This window comes from Nonomuraea antri (genome assembly GCF_013283785.1).
Lineage (GTDB): Bacteria > Actinomycetota > Actinomycetes > Streptosporangiales > Streptosporangiaceae > Nonomuraea > Nonomuraea antri.
Window position 1 is genome coordinate 64452 of record NZ_JABCPZ010000017.1, and the last position, 17278, is coordinate 81729.

A 17278-nucleotide genomic window follows, 5' to 3' on the forward strand; every position below is an offset into this window, starting at 1 on the left:
CCTTCAGCGAAGGACGTAGGTGATCTGGAAGGCGGCCAGGCTCACCTGGCTCACGGAGCCGAGCAGGGCACTGTTCAGGTCGGCCGTGAGGTAGTAGCGGAACTGCTCGTCGTCGACCTTGGCGATCTCCGAGGACGGCGCGGCCACGGAGACGTCGAACGGCCCCGCCGGGGCCATCATCCCGACGACGATCTCGGCGGCGGCCACCGCCGCCAGCCCCTGCCGGCGCAGCGCGACGGTGAGGTTGCCCGAGTCCTTCTGCCCGATCACGCGCAGCGCCTGGATCAGGCTGCCGTGCGGGAGCGCTACGGCCTGCATGCCGCCCGCGGCAGTCTCCCCCGTCCCTTTGACCGCGCCGCCGTGGACGTGCGTCCAGGCGGTGGTGGTGGTCACCAGGGCCGGGGTGAGCGTGAGCTTGACCGGCCTGGCCGGCGGCTGCGACAGGGCGTCCAGGGTGTCGGAGACCTCGCCGACGATCTCGGAGAGCCGCTCGAACTCCGCCTCGATGGTGGCGAAGCGCAGGTTGAACCCGTTGTCACCGCCAGCGGAGACCCGGTCGATGCCGTCGGTCCACGGCGTCGGGTGGAACTTGGGCGTGTACTCGATGCTCATGGGGCTCCTCGTCGCGGGCGCGGCCCTCGGGCGCGGAAGTCGGGATAGGTGTAGCCGGGGAAGACGCCGAGTGGGTCGTCCTTCAGCTCGGCCACGTGCTCGCGGATCGCCCCGGTGTCCACCTCCACGCCGATCGGGTGCAGCGCGTTGAGCACGTTCATGATCAGGTCGTACCGGTCCTTGCTGATGACGGCGTGCGCGAGCTCCGGGACCGGCTCGACCCGCAGGGTGCGGGGCGGGACCCCGTCGGGCCACTGGTAGGCGGCCAGGACCCGGACGGCCGCCGTGGCGGTCAGCCGCGTGACGGGCGCGGTGGTGCTGGTCAGGGTGGCGGCGGGTCCCGCCGTCCAGGTGAGCCGCTCGCCGTGGCCGCTGCCCAGGGGCCAGACGGTGGCGACGCCGCCGCCGTCGGCCACGGCGATGCCGTCCCCGCACGCGACGTAGGCCCGCTCGTCGTCGGCCGCCACCGCGCCGCCTGCCCACGTGGTCGCGTCGAGCGGCAGGCGGACGGAGGCGCGGGCGGCGCCGTCGGGCTCCCGCAGGTGGAGCCGGCCACCGGCGGTGTCGGTCACGTACAGGGTGGCGCCGCCGAAGGCGAGGCGGGCCGGGAGGCGGCCGAGGTCGGTGAAGGTGGCGGTCACGGTGGCGGTGGCGGCGTCGATGACGTGCAGCCCGGCGACCGGCCGGACGGTCACGGCGTACACCCGGCCCGCGACGGCCAGCACGTCCGACGCGGGCCCGCCGAGGTCGAGGCTCGCGGTGGTGTCCAGGGTGCCCGGGTCCAGGACGACGATCTCGCCGGACGCCAGCGCGGCCCACACGCCCGTGCCGGTGGCGTCGATCGCGGTGGGGACGTCGCCGAGCGGAACCGTCCTGGTGACGGCGTCCCCGTCGATCTCGGCCAGGCTGCCGTCGCGCAGTGCGGCGTACACCACGGCGGCGCCGGCGCGCGCGGCCAGATCGACGGGCGCGGACGGCAGGTCCACGGTGCGGGCGACCGCGCCGGAGTCGACGACGGTGACGGTGCCGCCCGCGTCCGCCGTGCACACCAGCGGCCCGGCGACGGCGACCGCGACGGGCGCGACACCGGCCTTCACCGCGCCGGTCACCCGGCCGGAGCCGGTGGCGACGAAGGAGACCGAGTCGGTGCCCGCGTTGGCGGTGACCAGCGTGGCGCCCAGCAGGGCGAGTGCCGCGGGCCGGGCGCGGGGCGAGACCTCCAGCGCCACGCTCTCGCCCGGCTCCACCCTGGACGGGCCGCGCACCACCAGCCCCTCCCCCGGCCCGCACGCGGCCCTGATCACCGTTCCCGCGTTGGTGACCTGGGCGAACCCCGCCGCGTACGCCAGCGCGCCCAGCCGTTCCACGGTGGTGCCCTGGCCGGGTTCGAGTTCGAGCACCCGGCCGGCCCGCTCCAGCGGTTCCGCGCCGCCCGGCCGCCAGGCCGCCACCACCCGGACCGGCGAGACGAGGTCGAGCAACCGGCGTAACCGGGCCGCCACCTGCGGCTGCATCCGGCGGGAGCCCGCTCCCCCGGCGAAGACCGCGCGCGGGTCGGTCACGGTCTCCAGGTAGAGGGGATCGTGGAAGCCGTCATCTTCGGCGCCGCCGCGGCGGATCGTCGCGCCGGGCGCCAGGGTGTCCAGGCCGATGGCGAGCGGGCGGACGGCGTCCAGCACGGGCGCGGACCGCGTGCCCGAGGCGTCGGCGGCCGGGGTGAGCACCGCCCGCACCTCGACCGCGCCCGCCCGGTCGGCGCGCAGCGTGGCGACGGGCCCGCGGTCGCCGGCCACGAGCGTGGCGTGCCCGCCGCCGCAGTCCACCGTGTACCAGGTGACCCGCGCGCCGGGCGGCGGTTCCGGCCGGACGGTGAGCCTCAGTGTCTGCCCGGCCAGCAGGTCGAACCCGTGTTCCGGGGTCGCGGTCCCGCCGGGCAGGTCGCCGATCAGCAGCGGCGGCGGCGCGGCGGTGTCCCCCGTCGTGAGCTCCAGGCCGCCGGAGACCGTGCGCGCGTTGGCGTCGATCACCTGGAGGGGCGCGGCGATCCCCTCGATGGGGCCGACCGCGTCGTTGAGCGCGTCGCGCAGCCCGGCGGGGGTGGGCAGCGTCCACCGCTGGAAGATCCGCAACCTGCGCCGGTAGCCGTCGTCGTGCTCGCCGAGCACGGGCGAGAAGCCGGTCCTGGGCAGCCCGGAGATGCGTACCTCGTCGAGCACGCCGGTGAAGCCGCCGCCGATGATCAGCGGTGCGGCGCTGGTGATCGAGCCCAGGGCGCCGAGCGGGGCGAAGGCGGCGAGCGTGCCGTCGACGTGCAGGCGGGCCTGGCCGGCGGCCCTGTCGACGACCGCGGCGAGATGGGTGAACCGGCCCGGTTCCAGCGGCTGGTCGGCGTAGAGGGTGAGCGGGCCGGCGCCGTCGGAGAGCAGGAGCCGGACGTTGCGCGGGATCCCGCGCCCGAACTCGCCGTAGGACAGCGCCCAGCCGGCGCCGTCGTGCTTGGCCAGCAGGTCGCCGTGGTCGGCGGGGACGCCGGCCGGGCGGGCGAAGCACTCGGCCGTCAGCGAGGGCACGTCGAACGCCGGATGGTCGGGCACGGTGATCGACGAGCCGCCGGCGAAGGCGAACCCGGCACCGAAGCGGCCGACCGCGCCCGGGGTGGCGGTCACGGCCGACGGCTGGTGCCCCGGCCCGCCGTACAGCGGCATGGCGTCTTCCGGCACGGCGTCGTCGAGGTGGTACAGCGCGATGGTGCCCGGCTCGAACGCGTAAGGCAGCGGCGGGAACCTCGGCACGCTGAGCCCGTGTCCGATGAGGTCGAGCGTGCGCCCGGCCGCGTGCTCCAGCCGAGTTCTCGCCCCGACCCCGGCCAGGTGGGCACGCAGCAGGTCGCGTTCCGCACCGATCACCCACAGCAGCCTGGCCAGGGTGCCGAGCAGCGCGTGCGCCCGCCACCAGCCGCCGGCCCGCCCGCCGGGCGCGGGGGTCATGGTGAGCGAGGTCAGCCGGTCCGCGGCGGCGAACGTGCCGGGGAGCATGAACGACGTGCCCGGCGGTGTGCCCGCGGGCACGGCCACTTGGACGTCGCCGCCGGTGTGGGTGATCCGCACCGTGACCGCCTCGGCGATCTCCCGCCTGGCCACGATCACGTACGCGGGCGCCGGGTCGCCGCCGAAGCGGGCGGCGTGCTCGGCGAAGTCGTACGGCTCGAACGCGTCGGCGTCCGGCACGAAGGGCAGCGGCAGCCGGTCGGCGCCGCGCTGGAACGGCGCGGTCAGGCGGGCGGCCATCCGGTCCGGGGCGAAGGCGGTCACGGCGCGCTCACCGCCACGTCGATCAGCGCGCTGTCCAGCTGGAAGACCGCGATCTCCCGTGGCCCCATGATCAGGCTCTCGCCGGCGGCGGCCTCCACCGTCCCCTCCTGGTAGGCCACCGAGCCCAGGCCGATCCTGCCGAAGACGGGAGCGCAGCGCCGCAGGCGCAGCCCGCGCACGTCGATCACCCCGGGCTGCTCCGCGAAGGCGCGCATGACCTGCGAGTACAGGACGTCGCCGCCGAGCCTGAGCCGGCCGATCCCGGCGGCCACCCTGGACAGCAGCGCCGCCAGAGTGCCCTGCTCGTCGTAGCCCGGCCGCAGCACCACCTCGGCACGCACGCCGACGTCGATGTGATCGGCCTGGACGACGTTCGGATGCACCCCGGCCGGGCGCACCCGGTCCAGGGCGTCGGTGACCCGTTCGAGCACCCCGGTGACCGCCCCTTCGGTGCGCCAGGGCCGGTACGGGTCGTGGGCCACGACCACGTCGAAGAAGTACGGCTCGGCGGGCCGCGGCTGCCCGCTGAAGCGCCGCCGGCCGAAGGCGAACAGGTTGAAGTAGCTCTGCGAGACGTCCACGCCGCCCAGCAGGTCGGTGAGCAGGGCGTCGGTCACGCCGGGCACGTCGAGCACGGCCGCGCGGGCCGCGTCGAGCGTCCAGAGGTTGCGTGGCCGGCCGAGCAGCCGGTCGCGGTAGTCCTCCTCAGGCTCGGGTTCGGCGCCGCCGGTGAACGGGGCGGCGTTGGTGACGGCGATCGTCGCGGGCGGGCCGATGACCAGGGCGCGCGCCCGGTGGTCGGGGTCGATGCCGGTGATCGCGGCGGCGGGCACGTCACCGTCCGGTCCTTCGTCGAAGGCGACGGCCGCGACCGTCACGTCGGTCGTCGCGGTGTCCAGGTGGGCGGCGGCGGTGGTGTGGAAGGCGCGCACGGGCGGGTCGGTGACGACGACGGTGCCCGCGGGCAGCGTGTAGCGGCGTCCCGGCTGCGCCTGTGAGACGGTGAAGGTGACCTCGCCGCTCGCGCGGCGGTGCCGCCTGGCCACGCCCAGGTCCTCGCCGAGCAGGTCGAGGTCGCCGCCGACGGCGGTGGAGACGAACCTGCTGTAGTAGAGGTCCTCCAGGCACTGCCAGAGCAGGGCGTCCTCGGCGGCGGTCACCTGCAGGATCTTCAGCAGCGGGCTGGTGGGAGACAGGTCGACGTCGGCGCCGAACGCCTGCCTGGCCCGGCCGACGGCTTCGGCCAGCACGGTGTCGAGCCCCTTGACCACGAACCCCTCCGGGGTCACGCCGAAGTCCGCCATGTCAGGCCGCCACGCGGAGTCTCAGCGCCCGCGGCTCGCCGTCGGCGGTGACCAGCGAGATCTCGGCCGTCCACGAGCGGCGGCCGGGCGTGCCGGTGAACCCGATCTCGCGGATCTCGCGCACGCGGGCGTCGCCGGCGACCGCCCGGACCAGGCTGAGCCTGAGCAGCTCGCGCATGGTCGCGGCGTCGGCCGGGCCGGTCAGGACGGTGGCGTCGAAGCCGTAGGCGGTGTTGAAGACGTCGCTGCCCAGCGGCGTCAGCACCCGCAGTTCCAGCGCCTGCGCGAGACCGGCCGCGCCCTCGGTCAGGGCGAGCGTGCGCTCTTCCAGCACGAGGTCGCCGTCCGTCAGCCGGAGGCTGTGTGACACGGGGCCCTTCCTTTCGTCAGCTCGCGTCGAGAATCGACTGGCCCGCCGCCCGCACGTGCCAGGTGCCGGACGGCAGTCCGTCGGTGAGCCCGTGGGCCGTCTCCAGCAGCACCGGCCTGCCGCCGGCGGTGAGCGTGGCGGACGTGCCCGTGATCATGCTCAGCACGGTCCTGCACGGGCTCGTGCTGTTGGTCTGTTCCACCCGGCAGCCGCTGACCTGCTCGCCCTCCAGGTCACCGGCCACCAGGACGCCGCCGCCGCCCACCCGGAGGACGTCCTGCCCGGCCCTGGGCTGGATCGTCCCCTGGTGCGCGCAGCCGATCGCGGCGCGTTCGGTGAGCACCTTGGGCATCAGGTCACCTCCACGCCGGCGGAGCCGATCTTGACCGCGTGGCCGCCGGTGCCGATCGTGATGTCCTTGCCCCGGGTGGTGATGGTGACCGAGCCGTCGGCGGCGATCGTGACCGTCGTCCCCGAGGCGTGCTCGACGACCAGGACGTCCGCGTCGCCGGGCTCCGGCCGCTCGCCGACCTGGGTGAGCGTCCGCTCGCCGACCGTGATCCGCAGCCCCTTGGCCTGGACGACCCGCAGGCCCGCGCCGTCGGTGAGGTCGTTGACGCCCTTGCCGGTGGGCTTGCCCCGGGCGTCGAGCCCGGTGGGCAGGCACAGCCACCAGTCGCCTGGCTGGTTGCGCGGCGGCCGGCCCGTCCACAGGAATCCCGCGGTCACCGCGTCGTTGACCAGGGCCTTGTTGTGCGCGAGCAGCGCCCGCATGCCCTTGTAGACCGGGACGATCAGGCCGCAGTCGTCGAACGCGAACGGCGCGGCGATCGGCTTGCCGTGCAGCGTCTGCCGCTCCACCGGGCTGTGCACGCTCGGGGTGAGCGCCTTGGCGTCCGGTTTCTGGCCGTGGTCGAGGCTGGCGAGGTGCCCGCTCGCGTACCCGGTGATCTGCCCCACCTCGATGGACGGCGGAGCCGACTCACCCATCCGGTGTATCCGCTCGGCCACGGCGTCCGCGTCGGCGGCGGTCACGGTGGCCGGCTCGCCGGGGGCGGCGGCCACCAGGGTGACGTCGCAGGTGTAGCCGGTCCTGGTGGAGAAGGAGTGCTGGACCCGCTCCACCCGCAGCGGCCCGGGCGGCGCGGCGGGCGAGACGACCACGACCGGCGTGCCCGGCTTGAGCGCCGGGTCGCCGAGTACCGTCAGCCGCAGTCCGGTCCCCCGGTCCTGCTGGACGGGCTGGAGCTCGATGATGTGCGTCCCGGCCACCAGCCGCACCGGGACGCCGAGCCCGACGGCCGGGCCGATCCGCACCGTGCCGTCGCCGATGACCAGCGGCGCGCCGGCCTGGTCGGCGAGGGTGCGCAGGGCCTGCATGCCGGTGCCCGTCACGGTGTAGTCCTCGACCGTGCCGAGCCCGCCGGGACCGGCCACGCCGAGTCCGGCCTGCGCGGCCACGTCGGCCACGAACGCCTCCAGCGGTGCCACGCCCTCGCGGTGGACGTGCACGTGCCTGGCCAGCAGCGCGCGGCCGGCCTTCTCCTGCCCGGTGAGCACGGTCTTGAGCGCGCCCGCGTCGTCCACCCTGGAGGTCAGGTGCTCCAGGGTGCCCTCCAGCACGGCCGCCCGGCCGGCCGGGTCGTCGAAGTAGCCGAGCGAGGCGGTCAGCGTCAGCGGGGCCGCCGCCTGCGCGGCCGCCAGCGCCTCGACGGCGGGCCTGGGCAGGTTCTTCAGCGTGATGCTGAACGATCCCGCGGCCGGGCCGCTGACCAGGTCGATCGTCAGGTCCGCGTCGAGGATGAAGTCGCCGGCGTAGACGTCGTTGGACACCCGCAGCCCGGGCAGCCGCACCTGGTACCAGATCACGAACCCCATCGCAGGGCCACTCCTCCCGTGATGCGCGAGCCGTGCGAGCCGGCGGCGTTGAGGTTGGCGGGAGAGACGAGCATGCGGCGGAAGACCAGCGCCAGTTCGGCCGCGCCGTAGACGTGGTCGCGCACCAGCTTGCGGCGCAGCAGGACCGTGTCACGCGCGACGGTCAGCACCAGGAAGGCGCCGGGCAGCGGCAGGTCCAGCGGCTCAGGCGAGCCCAGCAGCGACTCGTCGGTCACCGTGACACGGAACGCGAACGTGTAGACGCGCGCGCCCAGGCTCAGCCGGAACGCCTGCGGGAACCCCTCGTCGGCGTCGACGGGCAGTACCAGAAACGGGGCCAGGAACGGCGTCAGAAACGGGGCCGGGAACGGGGTCGTCACAGCGGGCCTCCCGGTGCGCGCGGAACGGGCCCCGGCTGCGCGGCGCTCGCCGACAGTGCGGTTCCCGCGGCCAGTGCCAGCTCGGCGGCCTCGCCGAGGAGGGCGGCCACCGACGTGCGCGGCACGTGCTGCAGCGTGATCGAGGCGTCCAGAGCCTCCAGCCTGGCCGCGCTCACCGAGAAGCGCAGGTCGGTGATCTGCATGTCGAGGCTGACCGTGAGGCCGGAGACCACCGGGATGCCCGCGACGGCCAGCAGCGGCGCGGTGGCCGCCACCAGCACCCGCGACACCAGGGCCAGCGCCTCCAGCCCCTTCTTCAGCGCCATCCGCTCCGGCCCGGCCAGCAGCGCCTCGATCGTGATCGTCTTGGTCGACGGCGCGAGCGCCTGGGCGAACGGGCCGCCCGCGATGCGTTCGATCCGGTAGCCCTCCGACATGCTCATCGACTGCACGTACATGAGCGGAATCGTGCCGATCAGGACGGGTGCGGCCACGGCTCACTCCGGGATCTCGTAGGTACGCGGGTTGCCTGCCGCCAGCCAGCGGCGGAACGCGGCCGCGGCGGTGTCCGGGGCCACCCCGGCCGCGACCAGCCGCGCCCGATTCGTGTCGAACAGCTCCAGCATCCGCGCGCCCACCTGGGGCAGCTCGCCGGCCACGTTCGGGTGGAAGAGGTAGAGCAGGTCGTCGTAGCCGGTGGGGGCGTGGTGGATCAGGTCCTTGAGCAGCTGCTCGTCCTTGAGCCACCTGATGCTCTCCAGGTACGTCTTGACCTCGACGCTGACCAGGCCGTTGGGCCCGTCCGTGACGATGTCGACCACCCGGTCGCCGCGGACGACCTCGAAGCTCAGCGACGTGGCGCCGTGCCGGCGGAGCAGGGTTCTGGCGGCGTAAAGCTGCCCCCACGAGCCCTGGATCGCCCTGTCGGTGGCGCCTGCCCGCACGCCGTGCGGGTTGAGTATCCCGGCCAGCACCTCCTCCAGGTTGTGGAGCCCGCCGGGCAGGGCGTCGGTGAGCTCGCCGACCAGGCCGAGCAGTTCCGAGCGCGGCCCGGCGGGGAGGTCGAGGACGTTGGACCAGTCGACGCCGCCGTACGCGTCGTCGTCGGCCAGCCGGTTCAGGGTGACGAGCTCGGCGTCGTCGAGCTCGCCGATGGCGGCGGCGAACCTGTCGCGCTGTCTCGTGTACGCCGCGGCCCGGGCGGGCGACGCCGCCTTGGCGATCTGCTCGTCGCCTTCCGCCAGCGTGGCGAGCAGATGGTCGTGGGTGCCCGGCTTCAGCCGCGCGCGGGTGGCCGCGGCGAACCTGGTGGTCGCCGCCTCGGCCTCCCCGAGCACGCGCTGGTCGCCCGCCGCCATGCGGTCGAGCAGCCGCTGGTATTCGGCCGGGTCGCCGAGTTCGGCCCGGCGCAGCGCCAGGCCCTGGGCCAGCGCCTCGGCGTCGAAGGCTTCCGCGCCGGCTCGGCGTATCAGGGTCAGCAGCGCGTCGCCGCCCGCGTCGCCGGCGAACTCCATCGTCCTGGGGAGGTAGGCGAGGGTGCGGAGGCTTTCCGGCCCGAGCGCGGCCAGGTGGTGCGGCCCGAGCCGGCCGACCAGCAGCGCCCACTCGGCCGTTCCCCCGGACGGCAGCCCGTCGACCAGGGCGAGGAGTTCCTTGCGTGACCATCCGGTCTCCATCAGCCGGGTCAGCGCCGCGGTCAGTCCGGCCGTGCTCGCCCCCGCCTTCGCCTCCAGCCGGCCGGCCACGGTCAGCGCCTTGGCCAGCTCCCTGGCCGTGCCGTGCAGCCCGCGCTTCCTGGCCGCGGCGAGCAGCACGGGCATCGTGGCGTCCGCCGGCAGTTCGAGCGCCTCGGCCAGGCGGGCCAGTTCTTCGAGGTGGCGCTCGGGCAGCAGCTCGACCACGCGCAGCAGCCGGGCCTCGTCGCGGATCCGGGCGCTGCGCGCCAGCGCACGCACCACGCGCTCCACCTTGCCGGCCTCGCCGGCCGCGCCGGCCGCGCCGGCGGCCGTGCTCGCCCGGCGGATCCACACCAGCACCTTGGCCAGCTCGGCGCCGAACGCGGACAGCCGCACCGCGGCGACCGCCGCCTTTATCTCGCCGACGCCGACGAACCAGCTCAGCACCTCCAGGACGAACGCCATCCGCAGCCTGGTCAGCAGCGCGGCCGTCAGCTCGTGGTCCGGGCTCTGCCCGCGTGACAGGCCGAGCCGCTCGGCGTACTCCAGCCCCGCGATGGCGGTCCTGATCTTCCCCCCGGCCCTGGCCAGCAGGTCGCGCACCGCCGCCACGGCCTCGGGATCGCCGCGGCTCGCGCGGTCCAGCAGGCCGAGGAGGTCGAGCATCCTGCCCAGGGCCCTGAACAGCTCGCCCGCCTCGTGCTCGAACAGCTCGGCGATCCCCTCGAACGTCGCGCGGGCCCAGAACACCGCGCCGTCGAACCCGCCCTCGGCCAGGACGCCCGGCGTGATGCCCGCCCCGGCCAGGATCTCCAGCAGGTAGCGCCCGCTCACCCTGACGGGTCCCCGCCGTTCGCCCAGGACGATCAGCAGGTCGACGACCGTGGCGTCGAGGTGGCCGAACAGCGTTTCGTACAGGCCGTGCGCGCGTAGCAGCGAGAAGAGCGCGTCCAGCTCGGAGTCGCCGCGCGCGGCGGCGATCAGCTCGACCAGCGTCCTGCGCACCGCGGGCGTCGGCCAGAAGCGGTCGGCCAGCAGCCGGATGTAGCCGGCCCGCTCCTCCCACGGGATGCAGGCGAACATCGTGCGGTCCATGGACAGCAGGAACCGCTCGGTGTCGGCAGGGCCGCCGTCCCCGTCGCCTTCCAGCAGGCGCCGGCCGACGGCGTGGGCCATGTCCGGGCTGATGAGCTGGGCCTGCGGGGTACGGCCGAACTCCGCCGCCGCCCGGTCCGGGCTCCAGGCGCCACCGGGCAGGTCGAAGATCATGTCGGTCGAGCGGGTGAGCCTGACCAGCACCACGCGGTAGTCGCGCAGCGGCATGACGCCGGCCTCGACCGCCCGCAGCCCGTGCGGGAACGCGGCGTCGGCGGGCCTGACGAGGCGGCCCTCGGCCAACCGGCCGGGCGGCAGCTCGTCCGCCAGGCCCAGGACCAGGAACGAACCGTCCGCCTTGATCTCCAGCACGGCGAAGCCCGGGGTGGCGAACAGCAGGTTCCCCCAACCGACGGCCCGGGCCAGGCTCGCGGAACGCACCGAGGGCGGGCCCGCGGCGTAGGCGAACCGGTTGCCCGTCCTGGCGACCACCGGCACGCGGTAGGGCCCTATGCGGTCGACGCGGTCGGCTCCCGCCATCGGCTCGCCGGTCGCCGTCCGCCGCCGCGCGATGGCCTTGCCGATGCCCCGGCGGATCGTCCGCTCGACCCTGGCGCGGTCCTCGCCCTCCAGCGGCCGGCCCGGCGGCCCCTGCGGGCGGGGTTCCGCGATCGGGTGCCTGGCCAGCAGCCGGGCCGTCACCGACCTGGCCACGCTCTCCTCCAGCTCCGCCAGCAGTTCGTCGGTCGGCCGGCCGGCCAGCCGCACCAGGATCGGCACCCGCATCTCCCGCGGCCCCGTCACGCTCTCAGCCCCTGGCCTTGAGCGCCGCGTCGAGCTTGGCGAAGACGTGGTCGGTGACCTGCTTGAGCTGCGCCTCGCCCAGCTCGCCGATCACCTCCACCTCGATCGGGAAGGTGTAGACGACTCCGCCGTCGGTCCAGGTCAGTTCGTCGGCCATGCTCACTCGATCCCGGGCGCCAGCGAGGTGCAGGTGAAGGTGGCGGTCGGCGCGCCGTCGATGACCACGTTGCTCGGGTTCACCGACGTGATCACGCAGCGGCCGAACTTCAGCGCCTTGAACGACCAGTCGCCGCCGCGCTTGACCGCCGTGGTGATCTCGAACTCCTTCCCGGTCACCGCCAGCTCGGTCAGGTCGGCCACGGCCGTGCCCATCGCCAGCACCGTCATGGTGAAGGTGAAAGCCTGCGGCTGGCGCACGTAGCCGAGGTTGTGCTCGTCGATGCTGTTGATCACCGTGAACGGGGTGTTGAACGTCGGCGTGAACTGCGAGATCGGCGTGATGACCTGGTCGCCCAGCCGCACTTCGAGTCGGGTGTTCCAGTCGGCCATGTCACTCCTAGGTGAACTTGAGCGTGATCGCGATCCGGTGCACGGCGCCCGCGTAGTCGACGGAGACGAAGACCGAGATCGCCCGATCGTTCTGCGCGTCGGCGATCTGCTGGACCTGCGCGTCGGTGAGGCTGTCGGGGTCGGCGTCGAGCAGGTCCAGGATGGGCATCGAGATCGTGTAGTCCTCGATGCGTTCCGCCGCCACCAGCGGCCGCAGCACCGCCTCCAGCAGCACCGACAGCGAGCGCAGCCCGGAGCGGCTGATGCGCAGCGAGCCGACCGTGCGGATCAGCCTGGCCTTGAGCTTGAACGAGATGTCGTCGATGGTGCGCACGATGTCGATGTACTTGCGTCCGCCGCCGGTGTAGCCCTCGCCCAGGTGGATGCCCCTTCCTGGGATGAGCGGCGGGTCCACCAGCCAGTTGACGCCGTTGCCCGCCGGGCCCGAGCCGAAGTCCTCGGCGCCGTTGATCGTGTCGATCTCCGTGGAGGTGAACGGGTCGGAGGCGATCGAGACCGGCTTGAGCAGCATCGAGACGTGCGGCGGGTACCCGGCGATGGTGCCGGCCACGGCCGCCGCCGCGTCCTGCTCGCTCTTGTGCGCGATGTACACCATGCGCTCGCTGGCCAGGTCGCCCCGGACGAGCGCGACGTCCACCGAGCCGCGTTCCAGCATCGCCACGCCCATGCGCTCGCGGCCGTCGGCGCCCGCGGAGACGCTCTTCACGTGCGCGGCCAGCTTGACGATCGTGCCGCCCTGGGCCGCGCTCGCCTGGTTGAGCGGGGTGTCGGCGATCACCACGAACTGCACGTCGAGGTTCTCCACCGCGGTCAGGGCGCCGGCCGGGTCGTTGCCGTACCGCACCCCCCACACCTGCGACGGGCCCGGGCTCTGCTCGAACGCCAGCCGGATCGCCCTGGTCAGCGCGGAGCCCTTGGGCGCGCCGAACAGGCGGTCCGCGTCCGCCGGGCTGCCCACCCGGACCGGCTCGTCGGCGGTGCCGGTCGAGGCCGCGCCGATGATCGCGAGGTTGCCCGTGGGGCGGATGACAGGTGAGAAGAGCTCGTCGATCGTGTCGACCCGGATGTATCGGACGGCCACGCTTTACCTCCCTCGATGGAACTTCCTGCTCGCCGGCTCAGTGGAACCTCCTGCGCAGCCGCCGGCGGAACGCCTGCGCCTGCGCGGGCGTCAGCCCGGCGCGCGGCTCCTCCTCCTTTTCCGCCTCTTCCTCCTCTTTCGCCGCGTCCTCGGGCTCTTCCTCGGGCCTTTGCTGGTCGGGCTGGTCTTCTGGGGACATGTCGGGCTCCTCCTACGGGGTCATGAACACGGCGAGCACGCCTGCCGCGCCGAAGAACGCCGCCAGCCGTCCCTCCTGCGCGCCCGCCGCGGGCAGGACGAGCACCACGGCGTACGGCGCCCGCGCCTCCGCCTCGCCGTCCGTTCTCCGGTACGGCACCGCCTGCTCGGCCAGCTCCCGCGCCAGCCGGGCCGCGCGCAACGCCGCGACCACCGCCAGGTCGTCCCTGATCAGCACGGCCACGCGGAGTTCCAGCCGGCGCCGGTTGGCCGGGGCCGCCGGGTCGAAGGCGGGCAGCGGCTTGAGCCGGATCTCACCCCGCAATCCGGTCTCGCCGGAACGTTCCATCCGGACGGACTCGATCTCCCCCGGGTCCACGCGCAGCACCACGGTCACCGCGAGGCGGGCGTACACGTCCAGCCAGAGCGGCGAGCGGCCACCGACCGCGTCGACGCGCAGGTCGGCCCGGGTGTGGGCGGGTTGTGACCCCGCCCAGACGCCGGCCAGCCGCACCGGCGGGAAGAGCGGGCGCTGGAACTCGGCCGACAGCAGCTCCACCGCCGCCACCTCGTGCAACGCGGCCCACGGCAGCTCGTAGAGCTGGGAGAACAGCTGACGCAGCCGCTCGTGTTCGACGTCGGCGGCGGGTGAGTGCAGTTCCAGCAGCCCGGCCGGGTCGTTCAGGCGCAGCGACACCTCGTCGGCGAATCCGCTCATGACGCCGCCGCCTGCCTGATGCCCTCGATCAGGCCGTGGGGCCAGGCTCCCATCGCGTGCCGCAGCTCCAGGATCGACTCCCGGTGCAGGATCACCGCGCCCAGGTCGGGCCGGGCCCTGATCACGTCCAGCAGCTCCGCCAGCGCGCCCACCCCGTTCAGCAGCAGCACGTCCGCCTCCGCCAGGACCGCCTCGGCGGCGTTGGGCACCCAGCCGACCACGGCCATGTCCGGCTGCTCGGCGACGATGCGCACGACGATGTCGCGGTGCAGCGCGGGCAGGTCCACGACCAGGACTCGAATGGGGCTCACGAGCAGTGACTCTCCGCGCCCGCGGCCGCCGCGTCCATGGACTCAAGGGACGACAAGCGATTCAGACCGGGGCGTGGATCCTTGGATTCAGACCCTCAGCCGTTCGCCGCGCAGGATCGCCCCCATCTGGGCCCGCCGGTTGGCGCCCAGCTTGCCCAGGATGTTGTGCACGTGGTTCTTCACCGTCGCGAGCTGGATGCCGAGGCGGCGGGCGATCTCCTTGTTGGTCAGGCCCGCCTCCACCAGGTCGATCACCTGCCGCTCGCGGTGGGTCAGCATGGTGAGCTGGCCGCCGCTCCCCTGCCTGACCCGCACCGCCATCCGCTGGGCCATCTCGCTCGGCATGCTGAACGTGCCGACGGCCGCCTGGCGTATCGCGTGCACCAGATCGTCCAGGGTGCCTTCGCTGCTGACGTACCCGGCCATGCCGCCCTCGGCGTACGCGATCAGCTCATCGGGGCTCTCCAGGATGCCCACCACGAGCACCCGCCGGGCGCCGGTCGCCTGGCGGGCGAGTTCGCCCAGGCCGCAGACGACGTCCAGCAGCACCACGTCGGGCTCCGCGTCGAGCTCGACGAGCTGGATGCCCGGCTCCTGCCGCAGCAGGTGCGACAGGCCCTCCCGGTAGATGCGCACCGGGGAGACGATTCCGACCTGCACCTCGTCCATGGGGACACCCGCCCACTTCTCACCCATGTGTTCACATCGACGTGCCGCGTCGATGTGGCGCCGAGGCGGCCGGAAAGGGAATACCCGATCGAGAGTCATCCCCCCGTCTCGACACCGGCCCCTCGATACTGAATCCGCTCCGGCCTCTTGCCAAGCCCTCCGGGCGGGCGCGGCTCAGCCGTCCTGAACGCCGGTGGTCACCTGGGCGGGCCCGAAGACGTAGTCCGGGTCGATCTGGGCGGTGAGATCCTGGCCGGTGGCGCGGTTCGCCCAGGTCTGGGCGTTGCGGAGGTGGAACCAGATCGCCTGGCGGCCGAAGCGCGCCCAGTCCTTGTCCTGGGCGTCCAGGTGGCGCGACAACGTGCGCAGGACCTCCACGTCGTCCGGGTCGAGGTCCACCAGGCTGAACGGGCGGCCGCGTTCCATGGCCCGGATCGCGGGGGAATGCCGCAGGCAGGCGACCAGGTCCACGCCCACCTGCTCGCGCAGGAACGCGACGTCCGCCCCGTCGTGCACCTTGTTGCCCACGACCAGCACGGGCACCCCGTACTCGGCGGCGTGCTCGCGGTACTGGCGGAACACCGACACGCCCTGCCTGCTCGGCTCGGCGACCAGGAACGTCAGGTCGAAACGGGTGAACAGGCCGGAGGCGAAGGAGTCGGCCCCGGCGGTCATGTCCACGACCACGTACTCGTCGGGCCCGTCCAGCAGGTGGTTGAGGTACAGCTCGACCGCGCCGACCTTGGAGTGGTAGCAGGCCACGCCCAGGTCGTCGGCGGCGAAGGGACCGGTCACCATCAGCCGCGCGCCGCCCGGCAGCACCGTGGAGAAACGCTGGTGCAGCGCGTTGTCCCGGTCGCCGAGCCGGACCAGCCTGGAGCCGCGTCCAGGCGGGGTGGTCTTGACCATGGCCGCGGCCGAGGTGATCCGCGGGTTGTCGCCGCGCAGGTACTCCTTGATCTCGGGCAGGTGCGCGCCCAGGGGTGGCGGCGACGCCCCGGCCGGCGCTTCGAGCGCCTGGGCCAGGTGCTGGTTGATGTCGGCGTCGATCGCCAGCACGGGACGGCCGATCGCGGCCAGGTACCTGGTGAACAACGCAGCCAGCGTGGTCTTGCCGCTGCCGCCCTTACCGACGAATGCCACCCTCACGTTGGTGATCCAATCCAGGACAGGGGTTTCGCGAACGTTGCGCCCAGGCTGCCATCGATGATCGGACCGGCACACCCCACATTTGTGTATAACGCAGTGATATGTTCTGACAGCGCTTGTCAGGATCTTGGCCGGACGGCGCGTCCTCGCAGGTGGCGGCCGCTCGGCGGGGTCACCAGCGGGCGATGAGCGGCGGCGTGGCCGGTTCGCTCCGTCGCCAGGCCTCGGCGAGCCGGGCCAGGCGGGCGGGGGCCGCGATGCCGCGCACGGTCGCGATCCTGCCGTCGGCCAGGTCGAACGTCACCGCCCCGACGACCCGGTCGCCGGGCACGAAGAGGATGGCCGGGGCGCCGTTGACGAGCGCGTAGTGCAGGGCCGACACGCCGCCGGCGAGCCGCTGTTTCGCGGGCGTGGGCTTGAAACCGGCCCGCGCCACGGCCGCGATGCGCTCCGGGGTGTCGTACCGCAGCAGCGTCCCGGTCAGGCCGGCGTTGTCGGAGATCGCGATCGCGTCGTCGGTGAGCAGCGCCGCCAGCCGGTCGGTACGGCCCGAGGACGCGGCGGCGAGGAATTCCTCGACGATCCTGCGTGCCGTTGCCGGGTCGACGTCGCCGCCGCGGCGGCGGGCGGCGGCGACGCGTCGCCTGGACCGGTGCAGGTGCTGCTGGCTCGCCGACTCGGTGATGTCGAGGATCTCGGCGATCTCGGCGTGGCTGTGGGAGAACGCCTCACGCAGGAGGTAGACGGCGCGCTCGACGGGCGACAGGCGTTCCATCAGGGTCAGCACGGCCAGGGAGACCGATTCGCGCTGCTCGAACGTGTCGGCGGGGCCGAGCATCGGGTCGCCGTCGAGGAGCGGTTCCGGCAGCCAGGCCCCGACGGCGCGCTCGCGGCGGGCCCGCGCCGAGCGGAGCCGGTCGAGGCACAGGTTCGTGACGACCTTGGTCAGCCAGGCCTCCGGCACCCTGATCCGCCGCCGGTCGGCGGCCTGCCAGTGCAGGAACGCGTCCTGCACGACGTCTTCCGCGTCGGCGGCGGAGCCGAGCAGCCGGTACGCCAGCGAGGCCAGCCGGTCCCTGCTGGCCTCGAACCGGCCGGCGTCGAAGCGGTCGGCGGCGGTGCTGTTCACACGGATCACCCTCTGGCTCTCGA

At 73.8% G+C, this 17278-nt stretch carries 18 protein-coding genes; all 18 read right to left on the minus strand.

Translation table 11 applies throughout. The features are described from left to right. Window positions 1-3: 3 nt before the first annotated feature. Window positions 4-612, minus strand: a complete 609-nt coding sequence (locus tag HII36_RS08745; protein ID WP_173522575.1) for a hypothetical protein — start codon at window positions 610-612, stop codon at window positions 4-6. Then, on the minus strand, window positions 609-3923 hold the full coding sequence (locus tag HII36_RS08750; RefSeq protein ID WP_173522576.1) for a LamG-like jellyroll fold domain-containing protein: 3315 nt from the start codon (window positions 3921-3923) through the stop codon (window positions 609-611). The genes HII36_RS08745 and HII36_RS08750 overlap by 4 nt, the downstream gene beginning before the upstream one ends. Next, on the minus strand, window positions 3920-5227 hold the full coding sequence (locus tag HII36_RS08755; protein ID WP_173522577.1) for a baseplate J/gp47 family protein: 1308 nt from the start codon (window positions 5225-5227) through the stop codon (window positions 3920-3922). The genes HII36_RS08750 and HII36_RS08755 overlap by 4 nt, the downstream gene beginning before the upstream one ends. 1 nt (window position 5228) lies before the next feature. Then, the gene (locus tag HII36_RS08760) at window positions 5229-5597 is read right to left on the minus strand and encodes a hypothetical protein (protein ID WP_173522578.1); all 369 of its coding nucleotides are present in this window, start codon (window positions 5595-5597) and stop codon (window positions 5229-5231) included. A gap of 16 nt (window positions 5598-5613) precedes the next feature. Beyond that, window positions 5614-5949: a hypothetical protein gene (locus HII36_RS08765; RefSeq protein ID WP_173522579.1), complete on the minus strand. Its 336-nt coding sequence runs from the start codon at window positions 5947-5949 to the stop codon at window positions 5614-5616. Further along, the gene (locus tag HII36_RS08770; RefSeq protein WP_173522580.1) at window positions 5949-7475 is read right to left on the minus strand and encodes a hypothetical protein; all 1527 of its coding nucleotides are present in this window, start codon (window positions 7473-7475) and stop codon (window positions 5949-5951) included. Before HII36_RS08770 ends, HII36_RS08765 begins: the two co-directional genes overlap by 1 nt. Beyond that, on the minus strand, window positions 7463-7855 hold the full coding sequence (locus HII36_RS08775) for a hypothetical protein (protein WP_173522581.1): 393 nt from the start codon (window positions 7853-7855) through the stop codon (window positions 7463-7465). The genes HII36_RS08770 and HII36_RS08775 overlap by 13 nt, the downstream gene beginning before the upstream one ends. Next, a complete protein-coding gene (locus HII36_RS08780; protein ID WP_173522582.1) occupies window positions 7852-8349 on the minus strand; it encodes a hypothetical protein in 498 nt (165 codons plus the stop codon). The genes HII36_RS08775 and HII36_RS08780 overlap by 4 nt, the downstream gene beginning before the upstream one ends. Before the next feature lie 3 nt (window positions 8350-8352). Further along, complete coding sequence (locus HII36_RS08785) at window positions 8353-11430, minus strand: hypothetical protein (RefSeq protein ID WP_173522583.1); 3078 nt, start codon at window positions 11428-11430, stop codon at window positions 8353-8355. A gap of 4 nt (window positions 11431-11434) precedes the next feature. After that, window positions 11435-11587, minus strand: coding sequence for a hypothetical protein (locus HII36_RS08790; protein ID WP_173522584.1), 153 nt, complete (start codon window positions 11585-11587; stop codon window positions 11435-11437). Window positions 11588-11589: 2 nt separating this feature from the next. Beyond that, window positions 11590-11979 (minus strand): hypothetical protein, encoded by a 390-nt coding sequence (locus tag HII36_RS08795; protein ID WP_173522585.1) that lies wholly within the window; start codon window positions 11977-11979, stop codon window positions 11590-11592. 7 nt (window positions 11980-11986) lie between these two features. Continuing rightward, window positions 11987-13081, minus strand: a complete 1095-nt coding sequence (locus HII36_RS08800; RefSeq protein ID WP_173522586.1) for a hypothetical protein — start codon at window positions 13079-13081, stop codon at window positions 11987-11989. 37 nt (window positions 13082-13118) lie between these two features. Beyond that, a complete protein-coding gene (locus HII36_RS08805) occupies window positions 13119-13280 on the minus strand; it encodes a hypothetical protein (protein ID WP_173522587.1) in 162 nt (53 codons plus the stop codon). A gap of 12 nt (window positions 13281-13292) precedes the next feature. Further along, window positions 13293-13997 (minus strand): hypothetical protein, encoded by a 705-nt coding sequence (locus HII36_RS08810; protein WP_173522588.1) that lies wholly within the window; start codon window positions 13995-13997, stop codon window positions 13293-13295. After that, window positions 13994-14308, minus strand: coding sequence for a hypothetical protein (locus HII36_RS08815; RefSeq protein WP_173522589.1), 315 nt, complete (start codon window positions 14306-14308; stop codon window positions 13994-13996). Before HII36_RS08815 ends, HII36_RS08810 begins: the two co-directional genes overlap by 4 nt. Window positions 14309-14395: 87 nt before the next feature. After that, on the minus strand, window positions 14396-15004 hold the full coding sequence (locus HII36_RS08820) for a LuxR C-terminal-related transcriptional regulator (protein ID WP_173522590.1): 609 nt from the start codon (window positions 15002-15004) through the stop codon (window positions 14396-14398). Window positions 15005-15151: 147 nt separating this feature from the next. Beyond that, a complete protein-coding gene (locus HII36_RS08825) occupies window positions 15152-16126 on the minus strand; it encodes an ATP-binding protein (RefSeq protein WP_173522591.1) in 975 nt (324 codons plus the stop codon). A gap of 172 nt (window positions 16127-16298) precedes the next feature. Continuing rightward, window positions 16299-17264 carry a sigma-70 family RNA polymerase sigma factor gene (locus HII36_RS08830; RefSeq protein ID WP_328807644.1) on the minus strand — a complete coding sequence of 322 codons (966 nt, stop codon included), beginning with the start codon at window positions 17262-17264 and terminating at the stop codon, window positions 16299-16301. Window positions 17265-17278 lie beyond the last annotated feature (14 nt).